Origin of the sequence: Microbacterium sp. BR1 (assembly GCF_002812725.1) — a bacterium.
In the GTDB taxonomy this organism is placed as follows: Bacteria; Actinomycetota; Actinomycetes; order Actinomycetales; family Microbacteriaceae; genus Microbacterium.
Window position 1 is genome coordinate 80,906 of the sequence record NZ_NMUN01000001.1, and the last position, 16,604, is coordinate 97,509.

Consider the following 16,604-nt stretch of genomic DNA (forward strand, 5'->3'; position numbering starts at 1 on the left):
AAGAGGCATCGCCGAGGGCGCAGACGTTCACGGGCCATGCCGATTAGCCGAGTACGCACGTGACTTGACCCGAGCCGCACGGTTGCCGGACGACGTCTTCTCCCCGGGGTCGATGAACCATAGCGTGGCGAATCCAGGCACCTACGACCCGGGCCCGGTCGCTCCGAGACGGCACCGCTGCCGCGACGGCGCGCGAAGCGAATGACATGGGCGTCACGCATCGACACTCTTGAAGGACGGCATCACATGACCAGAGAAGAACTCACGGCAACTCGCACCCCTCGCGGCGGATATCGCCGACTGGCACCGCTCCTTGCGCTGCCGGTCGTGCTCGTTCTCGCCTCGTGCGGGGGCGGCGGATCCTCCAATGCGGGTGGCGGGACGGGTAGCGCTGCACCCATCGACGCCGAATGCGGCAGCGTGCCGGTGGTCGCTCCGAAGGACCCGGATGGACTCATCGCGAAGATGCCGGAGGAGATCCAGACCGCCTTCAACGGATGGCCCGACACGGTCGAGGCGAGCGCCTGGTCGGACCTCGAGTCGAAGATCGCCGATGGGCCGATCACTGTCGGCTACCTGCAGCAGGACTCCGGCAGCCCCGTCGCGGCCTCGCTCGCCGCCGAGATCGACCGACTGTTCGCGAAGTCCAAGTCGGCTGGTGACGTCGCGGACCTCATCGTGGAGACTCCCGGTGGAACGGGGGGCGCGGTGACCGCCGCTGATCAGGTACGGGCGTTCGAGCAGCTCGTGCGCAAGGGTGCCGACATCATCATCGCCCAGCCGCTCTCGGGCGAGGCGCTCGTCGCGGCGGTGAACAGCGCGGGCGAGCAGGGCGTACCCACCGTGACCTTCACGGGCTATGTCGCATCGCCTTATGCGCTCAACATCACCCCGAACGCGTTCGACGGCGTCGCGCAGGCCATCTCGCGCGGCGCCGACATGATCGGCGGCGAGGGCAACGTCGTGATCATGCAGGGCATCGAAGGCATGACCGTGAACACGTCTTCCGTGTCCGCTGCCGAGCAGACCCTCGCGCTCTGCGAGGGGATCGAGATCGTGGGGAAGCCGGCCGGCAGCTTCAACGACCCGGGTGCGAAGTCCGCGATGGTGAGCTTCCTCGCCTCGAACCCGGAGGATGTCGACATGGTGTACCAGGTCGCCTCGATGGGCGCCGGAGTCTTTGCTGCGTTCGCCGACACGGGTCGTGACGATCAGCCGCTCGTCGTGGACAATCTCCCGACCGCGGCATCACTCGCCTGGTGGGAGCAACTGAGCCCCGACGGGTACAAGGGACTGGCGATGCCGGGCACGGGCACGCAGTTCGGTGAGGCGTTGTGGGATGTCGCACTGCGCACGATGCGAGGCGAGGGACCGAAGATCAATCAGATCGCCCTCCAGACGCAGTTCATCACGGCCGACAACGTCGACGAATACCTCGTACCCGGTGCGACCACGACATCCACGGAAGAGACCAAGACGGTCGGATCGCTCCTGCCGGCCGACTACCTCGACGGTTACTTCACGCACCCCGCATCCTGATCGATATCGGGGCGGCGCCCGCGGTGACGCGGCGCCGCCCCGCCCGCGACGTCAACAAGGAGGCAGGGCAGTGACGATCACCCCAACAGAACAAGGCTCACGTGCTTCCGCCGATCCCGATCGCGCTATCCTGCGCGTCGAATCGGTGAGCAAGCGTTTCGGCCCCACCATCGCTCTTCGTGACGCATCCCTCGATGTGCGCGCTGGCGAGATCCATGCTCTGGTCGGAGAGAACGGATCCGGAAAGTCGACTCTCGTGAAGATCCTCAGCGGGGTCCACGCACCGACCAGCGGAACAATCGCGGTCACAGGCCGCTCGGAGCGGCGGTTCCGCTCGCCTGCCGAGGCTCAAGCAGCCGGTATCTTCACCGTCTTCCAGGAAGTGCTTTCGATCGAGAGCCGGAGCGTGCTCGAGAACCTCTGGCTCGGCTCCGACGGTCTCTTCGCTTCACGACTCAGCCGCGAAGAGCGGATGGGTCGTGCCGAGGACGTGCTCGCGGAACTCCTCGAATCGCCGCCGTCGTTGAGTGCTCTCGTCGAGGACCTCACCTTGAGCGAGCGCCAGGTGTGCTCCATCGCGCGGGCGCTGCTCCGCGACCCGCAGGTGCTGATCCTCGACGAGGCGACGTCCGCTCTGGACTACGACAGTCGCACGCGCTTGTTCGCCACGGCGCGTCGGCTTCGGGACGAAGGCAAGGGGTTGGTGCTCATCACCCACCGCATGGATGAGGTCGAGGAGATCGGCGACCGCATCACCGTCCTCCGTTCGGGCGTCACGGTCGGAACCCTCGATCAGGGGGAATGGACCGTTCCCGGCCTCGTCGAGATGATGACGGGAGGAGACCATCTCGCTCCTGCCGACGTTCGGGCCGAGGTTCGCGAGCGGCGTCCCGCGGGCGAGGTGGTGCTGCGCGCCCGCGATGTCGCCCTCGCCCCCGGGAGCGCGCCCGTGACGCTCGACGTGCGCGCGGGCGAGATGCTCGGCCTGGCCGGGCTGGAAGGCCAGGGTCAGGACGTGTTCCTTCGCGCCCTCGCCGGGTTCGGCCAGGAGACCGGCGAGGTCGTGAGGGTCGACGGTTCCGACGAGCGGGTCATCACGAGCCACGCCTCGGCGCACCGCGAAGGCATCGCCTACGTGCCACGTGAGCGTCGGGCGGAGTCGCTGTTCGAGTGGATGTCGATCCTCGATAACTTCGCGATCTCGACGATCGCCGACGACGCACGGGGTGGATTCGTGCGGGCGAGCCGGACGACACGTCGCTTCGAAGAGTACGTCGAGCCGCTGCGCATCAAGTACGGGCGCGCGACCGACGCCATCACGACCCTGAGCGGAGGAAACCAGCAGAAGGTCGTCATCGCCAGATGGCTGGCGACACGACCTCGGATCCTGCTGCTCAATGACCCGACCCGTGGCATCGACATCAATGCGAAGCGCGACCTGTACCGGCTGCTCGCCGATCTCACCGCCGAGGGGCTGGCGGTCGTCATGCTCTCGACGGAGGTCGATGAGCACATCGAACTGATGGACCGGGTCCTCGTCTTCAACGGTCACGAGTGCAGCGCCGTCCTCGACCACGCGGAACTCACCCGCGAGGCCCTCGTATCCAGCTTCTTCGGCAGGGAGAACGCACTATGACCATCCTGGCGCCACCGCGCGGCACGCCATCACGACAGATCCCCACAACACTGAGGGCCTTCTTTCGCCGACACCCGGCTGCCTTCGCCGCGATCCTCGCGCTTCTGATGCTCGTCGTGAATCTCGTCCTCCAGCCCGACTTCGGGCCGGTTCAGCAGCTCGCCGCTTTCGCGCCGCTCGCGCTGGCCGCGATGGCGATGGGTGCGACGATCGTCGGGGGCGGCGTGGACCTCTCGATCAGCCCGCAGATGACGCTCTCCTCGATACTCCTCGTCGGCTACCTCACGCCGGCGGGGCTCGGCGGGTACGTCGCGATTCCGATTCTCGTCGCCGTCGGCGCCCTCATCGGTACCGTGAACGGACTCATCGTCATCGGGTTGCGGCTGCCGCCGATCGTGGCGACGCTCGCGTCGATGTTCGTGCTCATGGGCGTGAATCTGCGGCTCGCACCTACCCCGTTCATCCTGTTCGAAGGGTGGGTGCTCGATCTTGCGCGCACGGTGTGGTTCGTTCCGGGAGCGCTGTTCCTCGTCGGGATCCCGTTGGCGCTGTGGTACCTCCTCATGCGGACCGCCTACGGGCGCAACCTCTACGCCGCTGGAGGCAATGACGCCACGGCGTACTCGGCAGGCATCAACGTGGCAGTGGTGCGCCTCATCGCCTATTCCATCGGAGGGATTCTCGCCTCGATCGGTGGTATCGCACTGACAGCGCTGGTCAGTTCCGTGGACGCAACCGCCAGCGGCGCCTACACCATCGGGGCGATCGCGGCCGTTGCCCTCGGCGGCATCAGCCTGCTCGGGGGCCGCGGCGGCATGCTCGGGGCTCTGGTCGGTGCTGCCGTGATCTTCCTCGTGCAGAACATGCTCACCCTCTTCAACGTCTCCCAGGTGTGGCTCAACCTCGTGTTCGGTGCCCTGCTGCTGTTCGCGGTCATCATGGGCGCCGTGCTGGCAGCATCCCCGAAGGAGGACCGTCGATGACCGCCCTGACCACCGAAGCCGTCGCTACCGAGATCGCGAAGAGGCGGCCACGGATGCTGGCAGCCGCACTGCGTCTTCAGGAGCGGTTTCCCGTGCTCCAGCTGGCGATAGCGGTCGCGGCATTCATCGTGGGGGCGACGACGCTCGACGGGTTCGCCCGCCCCACGAGTATCGTGTCCGTGCTCGTGCTTGCATCGCTCGTCGCGCTGGCGGGCATGGGACAGACGCTCGTCGTGCTGATCGGCGGCTTCGACATGTCGGTAGCCAGCTTCCTCGTCGTCGGAGCTGTCGCCGTCACCCAGCTGCCCGCGACCTTCGGCATACCGGTCGGAGTCTCCGTTCTCCTCCTGATCCCTTTCACGCTCGTGCTCGGCGCCTTCGTCGGGTGGGTCTGCCATCGCTTCAAGATCGAGCCTCTGATCGTGACGCTCGCGATGGGGACCTTCGCGCTGGGGCTCGTGCAGGTGCCGACCGAGGGCATGATCGCCGGCGGAGCGCCCGAGTGGCTGCTCGCGCTCACCTCTCTTCGTTCGACCACCTTCGGGCTTCCTTTCCCTCCGATCCTCGCGATCTGGCTGCTGCTGACCATCGCGATGGGTGTGTTCATCCACCGGACGGTGGCGGGCCGGCGGCTCCAGGCGACCGGGGCGAATGCTCGGGCCGCGTCGTACGCGCTCATCCGCGTGAGGCGCGTCTGGATCCTCGTTTTCGCGACCAGCGCCTTGATGGCTTCGCTCGCCGGAATCGCGCTCGCGTCGTTCTCGGGAACGGTCAACACCGCTATCGGTGGCCCGTACCTGTTCCAGAGTCTGGCCGCGGTCATCATCGGCGGAACCGCGTTCGGCGGCCCGGGCGACTACACCCGTACCGTCGTCGGCGCGGTGATGCTCACCATCATCACGACCGTCCTGATCGGGCATGGCCTCGCCACGAGTGACCAGCAGATCCTCTACGGGCTGGTGATCCTTCTCGCGATGGTCATCTACGGACGCGGACGCAGACTCGCGGACCGCGTATGACCCCGGCTCCGATCCAATCTGTTCGCCACACCGACCACCCCACCAGATAGAGGAGACCGATGATGACCCATGCAGGCACGAGAGAAGACTGGCAGGTGCCCCATCTGTCCGCGCTCGACAAGCCGTCGCTGATCGAGCTGTTCGCCGAGTTGTCGCCCCCCGCGGTCGGAGAGATGAAGGGGGAGTATGCCGGCTTCGACTACCTCGGACAGAGCGAAGACACCTTCGCGGCGGCGCTCGGGCGCATCCAGGCCGGCGGGGGCACATTCTGGCTGGGCAAGGGCTTCCCGGGGGAGGAGGACGGCGGGGCATCCGGGTACAACCGCATCCGCAACGCGGACGGTTCGGTGTCCCGGAAGGACCGGTTCGGAATCCACCGGGGCATCTCGCCGATCGACGGCAAGCCCACGCTCCTGCTCAAGTACAGCGACTTCGACAACCCGGCCGGTTCGATCGGCTTCCTGGACGAGGTGCGCAAGGTGAACGACAGGCTCTTCCTGTGCACGGGGACGCCCGAGGAGGGCCGCGGGGAGGTCGGGTTCTTCTTCCTCGCCGGTCCCCCGGTGAAACACGAGGGACCCGACGACCCGGGCAGTGAACTGCTCGCTGCCGCGGACCGATGAGGGCCGCACTGGTCGCCGCGCCCGGCGACGGCTTCCGCCTCGCCGACGTCGACCTTGCAGATCCGATCGGACGCGAGGTGGTGATCGAGGTACGCGCCAGCGGACTCTGCCACAGTGACCTCTCGATTGCGCAGCACGGCATGGGGTTTCCCATGCCGGCCCTCCTCGGACACGAAGTGGCGGGAGTCGTCGTCGAGGTCGGACCGGATGCGAGCGCCGTGTCGGTGGGTGACCGCGTGGTGGTGTGCATGGTCGCCGGATGCGGCCTTTGCGCGGAGTGCCGTAGCGCGCGCCCGTACCGCTGCACGCAGGTGGCGCGCCTCGAGCGCTCACCCGACGATCCGTCGCGGCTCGGTGTCGACGGCGAGCGCGTGACGCAGTTCATGGGGGTGGGCGGGTTCGCCGAGCGTGTGCTCGTTCACGAGAACCTCGCGATACGGCTGCATGCCGACGTGCCGTTCGAGGTGGCATGCCTGCTCGGTTGCGGTGTCGTCACGGGTGCGGGCGCGGCGATCAACACGGCCTGCGTTCGCCCCGGAGACACCGTCGCGGTCATCGGCTGCGGCGGCGTGGGGCTGAACACCATTCAGGGTGCGGCCCTGGCCGGGGCGTCTCGCATCATCGGGGTCGACCTGCATCCCGCCAAGCTCGCGCTTGCCCGGTCGTTCGGCGCGACCGATGTGGTCGATGCATCCGGTACGAATGCGGTCGAGGCGGTGCGCGAGCTTACCGGCGGAGGGGTGACCCACGCGTTCGAGGTCATCGGTCTCAAGACGACCGCGGAGCAGGCGGTACGGATGCTCGCCGTCGGTGGAGGCGCATTTCTCATCGGTGTGCAGAAGCCGGGAACGGTACTCGACGTCGATCTGTTCTCGGACATCATCCTGCCGCAGCGACGCATCATCGGCGTCTCGATGGGGTCGACGAACCCGCATGTCGATATCCCGATGTTCGCCGAGCTGTATCTGCAGGGCCGACTCCAGCTCGACGCGCTCGTCTCGCAGCGCATCGCCCTGGAGGACCTGAACGCGGGTTACGACCGGCTCATGAGCGGGGAGGTCGCGCGGTCGGTGGTCACCGCGTTCTGAGGGTCGACGCCCGCCGCACGGCTGTCCCACAGCATGGAACCGTCCCATGCTGTGGGACAATCTCGGCGGCCGGGCGAGGGGCCGCCCTAGCGTTGCACCACCTAGTTGATTGCAACGACGCACAGCGGGAGCGAGGCCATCCATGCAGCATCCAGTCGAGCCTTCGGAGTCCCGGGGCGTGATGACATCCGTCGCCCACAGCATGGATGCGTTCAACGCCCTCGTGCAGGCGTCGTTCATGCCGTTGGAGGTCACGACCTCGCGCCCCGATTTCACGGGGCGCATCCGGGCCGCACGGCGGGACGACGTCTACTGCTACGAGATCGCCGCCAACGAGCACATCGTGCAGCGCACCCCGAGGATGATCGAGACCACCACGACGGGAGAGTTCTACAAGCTCAGTACGATGCTCTCCGGCACCTCCATCGTGCTCCAGGACGACCGCGAGGCCGTGCTCGGTGTCGGCGATGTCGCCCTTTACGACACGACTCGCCCGTACACGCTGATCTCGTCCGAGGGGGCCCGCACCGCTGTCGTGATGCTGCCGAGGCAGCAGGTCGAGCTGCCCCCGGGAATCGTGCGCCAGCTCACCGCCGTCCGCCTCTCGAGCGATCACGGCATGACCTCGATCATCTCGCCCTTCATCGCGTCGCTTGCCGCGGACCTGCATCAATTCGAGTCGTCGGCCGGGGCCCGGCTCGCGCGCAACCTCGTCGATCTCGTGACGACGATGCTTGTGAGTGAACTGGACATCGACGACGAGGAGACATCGCGCCGGGCACTCCTGCGGCGAGTGTGCGCATACATTGACGACAACCTCGGCGATCCCGCCCTGGGGCCGGGGAAGATCGCCGCGGCACATTTCATCTCGGTCCGCTATCTTCAGGTGTTGTTCCAGCGTGAGGGGACGACGACATCCGCCTGGATTCGACAGCGCCGGCTCGAACGCTGCCGCCGCGATCTCACGGACCCTGTCATGGCGCAGTGGCCCATCGCGGGTATCGCCGCCCGATGGGGCTTCCTCGAGCCGACCCACTTCAGCCGCGTCTTCAAGGACCACTTCGGTCGAAGCGCGCGTGACATCCGCGCCGCCGGACAGCAGGCCGCTTAGCGCCCGGGTTGGTGCGCGCACCGTCAACAGTCGTGCGAGCGCGGTCAAACGGGGTCGTGCGCATCGCGTTTAGCGTGGAGACAAAGCTCGTACGGCCGAAGGAGGACGCGATGGTGCAGGCGCTCGTACTCGATGAGGTGGGCGGCACGTTCCGCACCGCGGATGTGCGACTCGCGTCGCCGATCGGTCGTGAGGTGCTCGTAGACGTCAAGGCGAGCGGGCTGTGTCACAGCGATCTGACGGCGAGTTCGCTCGGCGGTTTCGCGCTACCCGCAATTCTCGGACACGAGGTCTCGGGCGTCGTGAAGCAGGTAGGTCCGGATGTCGTCGACCTGGTCCCGGGTGACCATGTCGTGGCCTCCCTGCAGTCGCACTGCGGCAGTTGCGCCGCCTGTCTGCGTGGCGACATCAACATGTGCAGCCAACCGGCGTTCGTGACACGGGCACCGGGCGAGGAGGCCCGCGTCACGCTGGACGGCGCCGCCGTCACGCCCGTCGTCGAGCTCGGCGGCTTCTCCGAGCAGATCCTCGTCCACGAGAACAACCTCGTACGCATCGACGAGGACATTCCGCACGAGGTCGCATGCATCCTGGGTTGCGGCGTGCTGACGGCCGCGGGCGCCGTTCTCAACGCCTCCAAAGTGCCGGCCGGTGCGTCCGTCGCCATCTACGGTTGCGGCGGCCTCGGCCTCGCAGCGATCCAGGCGGCACGTATCGCCGGAGCCTCGACGATCGTCGCCGTGGACATCTCTGACAGCAAGCTCGAACTCGCCGTGCGCATGGGCGCGACCGCCCGCGTGAACTCATCGACGACGGAACCGGTTGCCGCGGTACGCGAGGCGACGGGGGGCGGGGCCGACTTCGTCTTCGACTTCGTGGGCCGCCCCGAGGTGACCCGGCAGGCATACGACTCGGTCGGTCGAGCGGGAGAGCTGGGCGTCGTCGGAATCAACATGCCGGGGGCGACGCTGGAGATCAGCATCGGACCCGAGTTCATCTGGAACCAGGTCCGCATCCGGCCGATCTTCAACGGATCAGGCAACTTCAAGACGGACATCCCGCGTTACGTCTCGCTGTACAACAGCGGCGTGCTCCACCTCGACGAACTCGTCTCCCGCACGATCTCACTCGAGCAGGTCAACGATGCCTACGCGCACATCCACGAGCATGTCGGACGAACGGTGGTGACGTTTCCCTGACGCACGCACCGGGCCCCCGAGGCCGTGGGGGCCCGGCTGTCGTGTCCGCAAACGGCTGGGAGCGCGCGCGATACGGTCCCTCGAGTGGCTACGCTCAACCCATGTCCTCGATTCCGGACGAGCACACCCCGGAATTCGAGGGCGTGCCGAGGGTGCTGGCTCGGACCGTGCACCTGCTGCGCTGCTTCACGTACGCGGACGACACGCTGTCGGTGCGTGAGCTGGTTCAGCGTTCCGGGTTGCCCCGGTCGACCGTGCATCGCATCACGGGCGACCTCGTCCACCTCGGCCTGCTCACCCGGACCGCGAGCGGGCGTTACGCGATGGGGACCCTCGTCTGGGAACTCGGGCAGTTCTCGCACATCAGTGTGCGCCTACGCCTGGCCGCGCAGGATCATCTGACACGGCTGTACGAGGCGTGCGGTGAGAACGTGTTCATCGCGGTCATGACGACGACGATCCCCGAGACGGCGCAGGTGATGTTCGTCGGGCACGTCCGCGGTCCGCGGTCCGTGCCGGTGCTCGCCCACGAAGGCGGGCGGTTTCCTCTCCATACGACGGCCAGCGGGCGCGCGCTGGTCTCGGCGCAGTCGCCGGACTGGATCGAACGCTATCTCGCCCGGATCTTCGACGGTGAGACGAAACGTTCCACGGTGGGGCAGGCGCGTCTACGCGCGACGATCGCCGCGGCCCGGAGCCGCGGATATGCGACGCAGCTGGGCGAGGTGGACGCCGGCGCCGCGGGCATCTCGGCGCCGATCCCGTCCGGTCTCGACACGCCGACCGCCGTCGTCACGATCGCTGCATCCTCGGAGCACTGGGATGAGCGGCGGTACGCCTCGATGCTGCGGGTGACGGCGCACGCCATCGCGAAGGACATGCACGAAGGGCTCTGACGCGCCGCGCCGCTACGGCCGGACGATGAGCCGCGGCTCCACGAGCACGTGCTCGGGCGCTGCCTCGCTGTCGCGCAGCGCGATCACGTTCCCCGTCGGCCCCATCAACAGGTCGAGCGCGCCCGCCGCGACGAGCTCGGGCGACTGCTCGACGCTCGAGATGCCCAGGGCCTCGGCCACGGGGGTGTTGTCGAATCCGATGATCGGAAGCGCTCGGCGGCCGGCGTCGGCGGCGGCGAGATGCGCGCCGACCGCGAGGGCGTCGCTGACGCACACGAGGGCGTCGAGCTCGTCGATGGTCCGGCCGTCGGCGAAGGCCGCGGTCATGACGGCGCGGGCGTCGGCGAGGCCGTCGACGGTCTCGAAGCGCGGACCGGTGGCCGAGGCCTCCGCCATCGCCTCCCGCCAGCCCCGCTCGCGGTCGTCGCCCGTGCCGCCGTCGCTCGGCCAGCCGAGAAACCCGACGCGGGGTCCCGCCGTCGCCAGCGCGTGACGCGTCGCGGCACGGGTACCGGCGGCCCCGTCGACGTCGACCCACGTGTGGGTCGAGCGATACACGTCGCCGCCTCCCCATGGTCGCCCGAAGGAGACGAAGGGCATGTCCCGCTCTGCCAGCCACCCGGTGCGCGGGTCGCCGAAGAACGTCCCCGTCACGACGACGGCGTCGATCTCGCCGCCGTCGATGAGGTCGCCGAGACGCTCCATCTCCTCCTCCGCCGTCCGGGCGCTGTAGAGCAGCACGCGCATGCCTCGTTCGCTCGCACGCTCGGTGAGGGCGTGCACGAAGCGGTCGAGGAGCACGCCCGAGATGCCGCCGGTGTAGGGATCGAGATGGATGCCGATGGTCGAGCTGCGGCGCGTGCGCAGGCGCCGCGCGGCCGCGTGGGGGCGGTAGCCCAGCTCCGCGATGACATGGGCGACGCGCTCCCGAGTGGACTCGCGGACGATCTCGGGGGAGTTGAGCACATTGGAGACGGTCTGGCGCGAGACCCCGGCGACGCGGGCGACGTCCTCGACGGTGGGCGCCTTCGCCATCTCCGCGCCTCCCGGGCCTCGGCTGCGCGGGGAGAGTGCGGCAGCGCCGCCCCCGCACATGAACGTTCAAATCGTTACGTCCAGGCTACCCCGAGTGACTTGACATGCATCGTCATGCCCTCATAGCGTGCTCTTAGCGGGCAAATTTGATCGTTCAAACTTGTCCCTCCGGCCTCACTGCGGGAGGCCCTCGTGACCTCATCAAAGGAGAGAGACATGACACGGCACACCATCCGGAACGTCATCGGGGCGGGAGCGTTCGTCCTCGTCGGCGCGCTCGCGCTCACGGGATGCGGCGGCTCGAGCTTCGACCTTCCATCCGGCGTCGACGGTGAACTCACGTCCTCGGACGACGCCCTCACGATCCTCATCGGCTCCAGCGGCGAGGCCGAGACCGTCGCCGTCGAAGAGGCCGTCGCGGCCTGGTCCGCCGAATCCGGCGTGGATGCGACGGTGCAGGTCGCGAACGACCTCGCGCAGCAGCTCTCGCAGGGATTCGCTGCCGGGTCCCCGCCCGACCTGTTCTACCTGTCGACGGATCAGATCGCGGGCTACGCGGGAAACGGCTCGCTCATGCCCTACGGCGATCTGCTCTCGAACAAAGACGACTTCTACCCCTCGCTCGTCGAGAACTTCACGGTGGACGGCGAGTTCTACTGTGCGCCCAAGGACTTCTCCACCCTCGCGCTCGTCATCAACACCGAGCTGTGGGCCGCGGCGGGACTGACGGATGCCGACATCCCCACGACGTGGGAAGAGCTCGACGCGGTGGCGGCGACCCTGAGCTCGGGTGGCACGGCCGGCCTCGCCTTCGGTACGGAGTACCAGCGCATCGGCACATTCATGGCTCAGGCCGGCGGCGGCCTCGTGGTCGACGGGGAAGCCGTGGCGAACAGCTCCCAGAACGTCGAGGCGCTCGAGTACGTCAAGGCGGGCCTCGAGGCGGGCACCTTCGCCTACGCGTCGGATCTCGGCGCGGGCTGGGGCGGCGAGGCCTTTGGCAAGGGACTGGCGGCCATGGTCATCGAGGGCAACTGGATCGGCGGGGCGATGAGCAACGACTTCCCCGACGTCGAGTACGTCGTTGCGGAGCTGCCGGCGGGCCCGTCGGGCAAGGGAACTCTGCAGTTCACGAACTGCTGGGGAATGTCGGCGGACAGCCCCAACCAGGAAGCGGCGCTCGACCTCGTCGAGCACCTGACGACCGCGGATCAGCAACTGGCCTTCTCCGACGCGTTCGGTCCGATGCCATCCGTCATGTCGGCAGCGGATGCCTGGACGGAAGCCAATCCCGACCTGGCAGCGTTCTTGAACGGCGCGGAGTATGCCCAGTTCCCGCCGAACAGCGACGGCGCGAGCGACGTGATCGCGGACTTCAACGCCCAGCTGGAGTCGCTGAAGACGGGTGACCCCGCGTCGATTCTCGACTCCGTGCAGGGGAACCTCGAGGCCGTGGTCGGCTGACCATGACCACTCGGGTCACCGCCTCCCGCGCCGGATCCCGCAGGTCGGGGATCCGGCGCGGCGAGGCCGCCGCCGGATGGATCTTCACGGCCCCCGTGATCGTCATCCTGGGCGTCTTCCTGCTCGTCCCGGTGCTGATGGCGCTCTGGGTGAGCTTCTCCGACTGGACGGGAAGGGGGAGTCCCCTCTCCGGCGATGTCGGCTTCGTGGGCTTGGACAACTACGCGGCCGTCACGAGCGGCGGCGGTCTCGCCGAGCGGGACTTCGGCATCGCGATGCGCAACAACGCCTGGTACGTGCTGCTGGTGGTGCCGCTCCAGACGATCCTGTCGTTGTTCCTCGCGGTGCTCGTCAGCCGCGCGATCCTCCGCGGCCGCGGCTTCTTCCGCACGGCCTTCTACTTCCCCTCCATGACGAGCTCCGTCGCGATAACGGTCCTGTGGCTCTTCCTGTTCTCCACGACCGGGGTCGTCAACCAGGTGCTCTCGTGGGTCGGCATCTCGGGTCCGAACTGGTTCAGCGACCCGCGGGGGATCGTCCACGTGGCGCTGGGAGCCGTCGGCGTGCAGGAGGGACCCGATTTCCTCGCCTCGGGCTCGTTCCTCGGCATCAGCGCCTGGGAATGGCTCTCCGGTCCATCGGTGGCGATGAGCGCCTTCATCCTGATGGCCGTCTTCACCACGAGCGGCACGTTCATGCTTCTCTTCGTCGCGGCGTTGCAGAACATCGGGACGGAACTCGGCGAGGCAGGCATGATGGACGGCGCGAGCGGGTGGCAGCGGTTCCGTCTCATCACGCTGCCGCAGTTGCGTCCGACGCTGTTCACCGTGCTGACGCTGGGATTGATCGGCTGCTGGCAGGTCTTCGACCAGATCTACACCGGAACCCAGGGCGGACCGGCGAAGACGACGCTGACCCCGGCGTACCTCTCGTACGACTCGGCATTCATCGGTCAGGACTGGGGAGAGGGCGCGGCGATCGCGTTCATCCTCTTCGTCATCATCATCGCGTTCACGATCCTGCAGCGCTGGGTCCTGCGTGAGCGCCCGGTATCGAAGCGTCGCGCCGCGCAGTATCAGCCCAAAGGGACGAAGCGTCGCGCCGCGCAGTATCAGCCCAAAGGGACGAAGCTATGACCGACACCGCCCTCGCTGAAGCCGAGGTCCTGATCCAGGACCGGCCCGCCCGTCGCCGCGTGCGGCGCTACGGCGGGCGCGTGATCGCGGCCCAGCTCGCGCTCTACGCCCTGCTGGCCGCCCTCGCGCTCGTGTACGTCTATCCGTTCCTCGTGCAGGTCGCGACCTCGTTCAAGACGGATGCCGAGGCGGCCTCGGACCCGATCTCGCTGATCCCGAGCATCTGGTCGCTGGCGGCGTACGACCTGCTGTTCACCCGCAGCGACTTTCCGCTCTGGTTCATGAACAGCGCGATCGTCACCGTCACCGTCACGCTCGGGCGCGTGTTCTTCGTATCCCTCGCGGGGTATGCGCTGGCGCGGCTGCAGTTCCGGGGGCGCACCGTGATCTTCGCGCTCGTGGTGGCGGTCATGGCCGTGCCGGGGGTCGTGCTCCTGATCCCCAAGTTCCTCGTGCTCAACCAGATCGGCCTCTACGACACCTACGCGGGCATGATCCTGCCACTGCTGGTGGATGCCGCCGGGGTCTTCATCATGAAGAACTTCTTCGAATCGATCCCGTCCTCGGTCGAGGAGCAGGCCCGCATCGACGGCGCGGGCCCGTTCCGCGTGTTCTGGTCGATCGTGCTGCCGATGGCGCGCCCCGCGCTGATCACGATCGTCATCCTGTCCTTCCAGGGATCGTGGAACGAGCTCAGCCACTTCATCGTCGCGACCCAGTCTCCAGACCTGACGACGCTCACGAAGGGCGTGGCGTCCCTCGCCTCGGGGCAGCTGAGCCAGGGCAGTCAGTACCCGGTCAAGCTCGCCGCCGCGGCGATCATGACGATTCCCGTCGCGATCGTGTTCTTCGTCTTCCAGAAACGCATCATGAACACCACAGAAGGAGCAGTAAAGGGATGACCGATGCCCGCATGTCCATCGACGCGCCCCCCGTGCAGCCACTCATCAGCGACGCCCTGATCGTCCTGCGCGCCCCGACCCAGGTGTGGTCGGGACGCGACGGGGATGTTCGCGCAGACGATCCCGATCGTGCGATCGACGGGGTGTTCCACGGAGACGTGCGGTACTTGCGGGAGGCATCCCTGACATACGACGGCGCGAGGCCGGAGTGGATCTCCGCATCCCCGGAGAGTGCCTCGCGCGCCTTGTTCGGCGGGATCATGCGGCGCTTGGACGACCCCACACCCGACCCGAAGGTGAGGGTGGTCCGCGACCGGATCGTGGAGGCGGGAAGCGTGCACGAGACGATCTCGCTGCGCTCTCACGTCGGGCACCCGATCGAGACCGTGCTGCGCGTGCGGCTCGTGCCCGAGTTCGCCTCTCTCCACGATGTCAAGGGCGGCATGGCCGGGCCGCGCGCATGGTCCGCCGAGCAAGGGACCGCCCGGGGCGCGGCCCCCGTCGTCACCGTGTCGTCGATGGACCAGTCCTTCGCGGTGACCGCGCCCGAGGCATCCGTCGAGGTCACTGACGATGCGATCACGCTCGTGTGGAGCGTGCGGATTCCCGCGCGCGGCACGGTGGAGGTCGCGTGGTCCGTCGCGCTCGAGGACCCGACGCTCGTGGTGCAGGGTGCCGCGAGCGCCATCGAGTGGCGCCCCGTGTCGCCCGCGGGCACGCACGACGGCCGCGGGGTGGACCCCCGTGTCGAGCGCTGGCTCGACGCGGCCCTGGGCGATCTCGATGCGCTGCGGCTCGCTCTCCCCGATCATCCGCACGACGAGTTCTACGCGGCCGGCGCCCCGTGGTTCTTCACCCTCTTCGGGCGTGATTCGCTGTGGGCCGCGCGGCTCGCCCTGCCCGTCGACACGCGGATCGCGGCATCCACGCTTCGCGTCCTCGCCCGGATGCAGGGCGAGGACACCCATGCTGCGACGGCCGAGCAGCCGGGCAAGATCCTGCACGAGCTGCGGGCGACGCCCCTCGAGATGCCGGGAGAGGGCATCGTTCTGCCCCCGGTGTATTTCGGCACGGTCGATGCGACCGCGCTATGGGTGTGCCTCCTCTCGGATGCCTGGGCGTGGGGCATGCCCGACGGCGAGGTGCGCGCCCTCGTGCCCGCGCTGCGATCCGCGCTCGGTTGGCTCGTCGATCACGGCGACAGCGACGGCGACGGGTTCATCGACTACGTCGACGAGTCCGGCCACGGTCTCGCGAACCAGGGGTGGAAGGACTCGGGGGATTCGATCCAGTGGCGCACGGGAGAGCTCGCGGAGGGGCCGATAGCCCTGTGCGAGGTGCAGGGGTACGCGTACGAGGCCGCGCTCGCCGGCGCATCCATCCTCGAGCGCCTCGGCGAGTCCGGATATGACGAGCTGCGGTCCTGGGCCGCGGGGCTGAGGGAGCGCTTCGCCGAGTCGTTCTGGGTGGAGACCCCGGAGGGGCGGTATCCCGCCGTCGCGCTCGATGCGCACAAACGTCCGGTCGATACCCTGACGAGCAACATCGGCCACCTGCTCGGCACCGGCATTCTTGATCCGGCCGACGAGCGCGCGGTGGCAGAACTCCTGCTCGGGCCGAGCATGCTGTCGGGATTCGGGGTGCGGACGATGTCGACGGATGCCGCGGGGTATTGGCCCCTCAGCTATCACGGCGGCAGCGTGTGGACCCACGACTCCGCGATCGTCGCGCACGGCATGGCGCGTGCGGGCCTGGGGGAGGCCGCTGCGACGGTCGTCGACGGATTGCTCGAGGCGGCCGAGGCCTTCCGGTTCCGGATGCCGGAGTTGCACAGCGGCGACCCCCGTTCGGAGACGCGTACACCGACCCCGTATCCCGCGGCGTGTCGCCCGCAGGCCTGGTCCGCGGCCGCCGCCGTCGTCGCGGCGCAGGTGTCCCGAGGGGCCGTTCCGGGAGTCTTCGCGGGCTGACGG

At 68.1% G+C, this 16,604-nt stretch carries 14 protein-coding genes; 13 read left to right on the forward strand and 1 reads right to left on the reverse strand.

The genetic code is table 11. The features are described 5' to 3' along the window. Positions 1 to 246: 246 nt before the first annotated feature. The 9 genes from CGU35_RS00385 (at position 247) to CGU35_RS00425 (ending at position 10,094) form a co-directional block, all read left to right on the forward strand. Positions 247 to 1,539, forward strand: coding sequence for a substrate-binding domain-containing protein (locus tag CGU35_RS00385; protein WP_157813852.1), 1,293 nt, complete (start codon positions 247 to 249; stop codon positions 1,537 to 1,539). Between the two features lie 70 nt (positions 1,540 to 1,609). Further along, positions 1,610 to 3,175: a sugar ABC transporter ATP-binding protein gene (locus CGU35_RS00390; RefSeq protein ID WP_181003481.1), complete on the forward strand. Its 1,566-nt coding sequence runs from the start codon at positions 1,610 to 1,612 to the stop codon at positions 3,173 to 3,175. Further along, a complete protein-coding gene (locus CGU35_RS00395; protein WP_100809692.1) occupies positions 3,172 to 4,158 on the forward strand; it encodes an ABC transporter permease in 987 nt (328 codons plus the stop codon). Before CGU35_RS00390 ends, CGU35_RS00395 begins: the two co-directional genes overlap by 4 nt. Next, positions 4,155 to 5,177, forward strand: a complete 1,023-nt coding sequence (locus CGU35_RS00400) for an ABC transporter permease (protein WP_100809693.1) — start codon at positions 4,155 to 4,157, stop codon at positions 5,175 to 5,177. The genes CGU35_RS00395 and CGU35_RS00400 overlap by 4 nt, the downstream gene beginning before the upstream one ends. A gap of 59 nt (positions 5,178 to 5,236) precedes the next feature. Next, complete coding sequence (locus CGU35_RS00405; RefSeq protein WP_100809694.1) at positions 5,237 to 5,800, forward strand: hypothetical protein; 564 nt, start codon at positions 5,237 to 5,239, stop codon at positions 5,798 to 5,800. Beyond that, positions 5,797 to 6,888 (forward strand): zinc-binding dehydrogenase, encoded by a 1,092-nt coding sequence (locus CGU35_RS00410; protein WP_100809695.1) that lies wholly within the window; start codon positions 5,797 to 5,799, stop codon positions 6,886 to 6,888. The genes CGU35_RS00405 and CGU35_RS00410 overlap by 4 nt, the downstream gene beginning before the upstream one ends. Positions 6,889 to 7,030: 142 nt before the next feature. Continuing rightward, on the forward strand, positions 7,031 to 7,999 hold the full coding sequence (locus tag CGU35_RS00415; protein ID WP_100809696.1) for a helix-turn-helix domain-containing protein: 969 nt from the start codon (positions 7,031 to 7,033) through the stop codon (positions 7,997 to 7,999). A gap of 110 nt (positions 8,000 to 8,109) precedes the next feature. Further along, positions 8,110 to 9,198, forward strand: a complete 1,089-nt coding sequence (locus CGU35_RS00420; protein ID WP_100809697.1) for a zinc-binding dehydrogenase — start codon at positions 8,110 to 8,112, stop codon at positions 9,196 to 9,198. 101 nt (positions 9,199 to 9,299) lie between these two features. Further along, on the forward strand, positions 9,300 to 10,094 hold the full coding sequence (locus tag CGU35_RS00425) for an IclR family transcriptional regulator (protein ID WP_100809698.1): 795 nt from the start codon (positions 9,300 to 9,302) through the stop codon (positions 10,092 to 10,094). A gap of 12 nt (positions 10,095 to 10,106) precedes the next feature. Here CGU35_RS00425 and CGU35_RS00430 read toward each other — a convergent pair whose 3' ends face one another. After that, complete coding sequence (locus CGU35_RS00430) at positions 10,107 to 11,129, reverse strand: LacI family DNA-binding transcriptional regulator (RefSeq protein WP_100809699.1); 1,023 nt, start codon at positions 11,127 to 11,129, stop codon at positions 10,107 to 10,109. Between the two features lie 216 nt (positions 11,130 to 11,345). On the opposite strand from CGU35_RS00430, the gene CGU35_RS00435 reads away from it, so the two are divergent. The 4 genes from CGU35_RS00435 to CGU35_RS00450 are packed head-to-tail and all read left to right on the forward strand — an operon-like array spanning position 11,346 to position 16,601. Next, on the forward strand, positions 11,346 to 12,593 hold the full coding sequence (locus CGU35_RS00435; protein WP_100809700.1) for a sugar ABC transporter substrate-binding protein: 1,248 nt from the start codon (positions 11,346 to 11,348) through the stop codon (positions 12,591 to 12,593). Positions 12,594 to 12,595: 2 nt separating this feature from the next. Then, positions 12,596 to 13,729, forward strand: a complete 1,134-nt coding sequence (locus CGU35_RS00440) for a carbohydrate ABC transporter permease (protein ID WP_100809701.1) — start codon at positions 12,596 to 12,598, stop codon at positions 13,727 to 13,729. Then, positions 13,726 to 14,631, forward strand: coding sequence for a carbohydrate ABC transporter permease (locus tag CGU35_RS00445; protein ID WP_100809702.1), 906 nt, complete (start codon positions 13,726 to 13,728; stop codon positions 14,629 to 14,631). The genes CGU35_RS00440 and CGU35_RS00445 overlap by 4 nt, the downstream gene beginning before the upstream one ends. Further along, positions 14,628 to 16,601, forward strand: a complete 1,974-nt coding sequence (locus CGU35_RS00450) for a glycogen debranching N-terminal domain-containing protein (RefSeq protein ID WP_232711084.1) — start codon at positions 14,628 to 14,630, stop codon at positions 16,599 to 16,601. The genes CGU35_RS00445 and CGU35_RS00450 overlap by 4 nt, the downstream gene beginning before the upstream one ends. The last annotated feature ends 3 nt before the right edge of the window (positions 16,602 to 16,604 follow it).

Excerpts from the sequence above, each read along its gene's own strand:
- CGU35_RS00385 (WP_157813852.1), top strand. The coding sequence starts at position 247 with ATGACCAGAGAAGAACTCACGGCAACTCGCACCCCTCGCGGCGGATAT.
- CGU35_RS00395 (WP_100809692.1), top strand. The coding sequence starts at position 3,172 with ATGACCATCCTGGCGCCACCGCGCGGCACGCCATCACGACAGATCCCC.
- CGU35_RS00400 (WP_100809693.1), top strand. The coding sequence starts at position 4,155 with ATGACCGCCCTGACCACCGAAGCCGTCGCTACCGAGATCGCGAAGAGG.
- CGU35_RS00405 (WP_100809694.1), top strand. The coding sequence starts at position 5,237 with ATGATGACCCATGCAGGCACGAGAGAAGACTGGCAGGTGCCCCATCTG.
- CGU35_RS00410 (WP_100809695.1), top strand. The coding sequence starts at position 5,797 with ATGAGGGCCGCACTGGTCGCCGCGCCCGGCGACGGCTTCCGCCTCGCC.
- CGU35_RS00415 (WP_100809696.1), top strand. The coding sequence starts at position 7,031 with ATGCAGCATCCAGTCGAGCCTTCGGAGTCCCGGGGCGTGATGACATCC.
- CGU35_RS00420 (WP_100809697.1), top strand. The coding sequence starts at position 8,110 with ATGGTGCAGGCGCTCGTACTCGATGAGGTGGGCGGCACGTTCCGCACC.
- CGU35_RS00425 (WP_100809698.1), top strand. The coding sequence starts at position 9,300 with ATGTCCTCGATTCCGGACGAGCACACCCCGGAATTCGAGGGCGTGCCG.
- CGU35_RS00430 (WP_100809699.1), bottom strand. The coding sequence starts at position 11,129 with ATGGCGAAGGCGCCCACCGTCGAGGACGTCGCCCGCGTCGCCGGGGTC.
- CGU35_RS00435 (WP_100809700.1), top strand. The coding sequence starts at position 11,346 with ATGACACGGCACACCATCCGGAACGTCATCGGGGCGGGAGCGTTCGTC.
- CGU35_RS00440 (WP_100809701.1), top strand. The coding sequence starts at position 12,596 with ATGACCACTCGGGTCACCGCCTCCCGCGCCGGATCCCGCAGGTCGGGG.
- CGU35_RS00445 (WP_100809702.1), top strand. The coding sequence starts at position 13,726 with ATGACCGACACCGCCCTCGCTGAAGCCGAGGTCCTGATCCAGGACCGG.
- CGU35_RS00450 (WP_232711084.1), top strand. The coding sequence starts at position 14,628 with ATGACCGATGCCCGCATGTCCATCGACGCGCCCCCCGTGCAGCCACTC.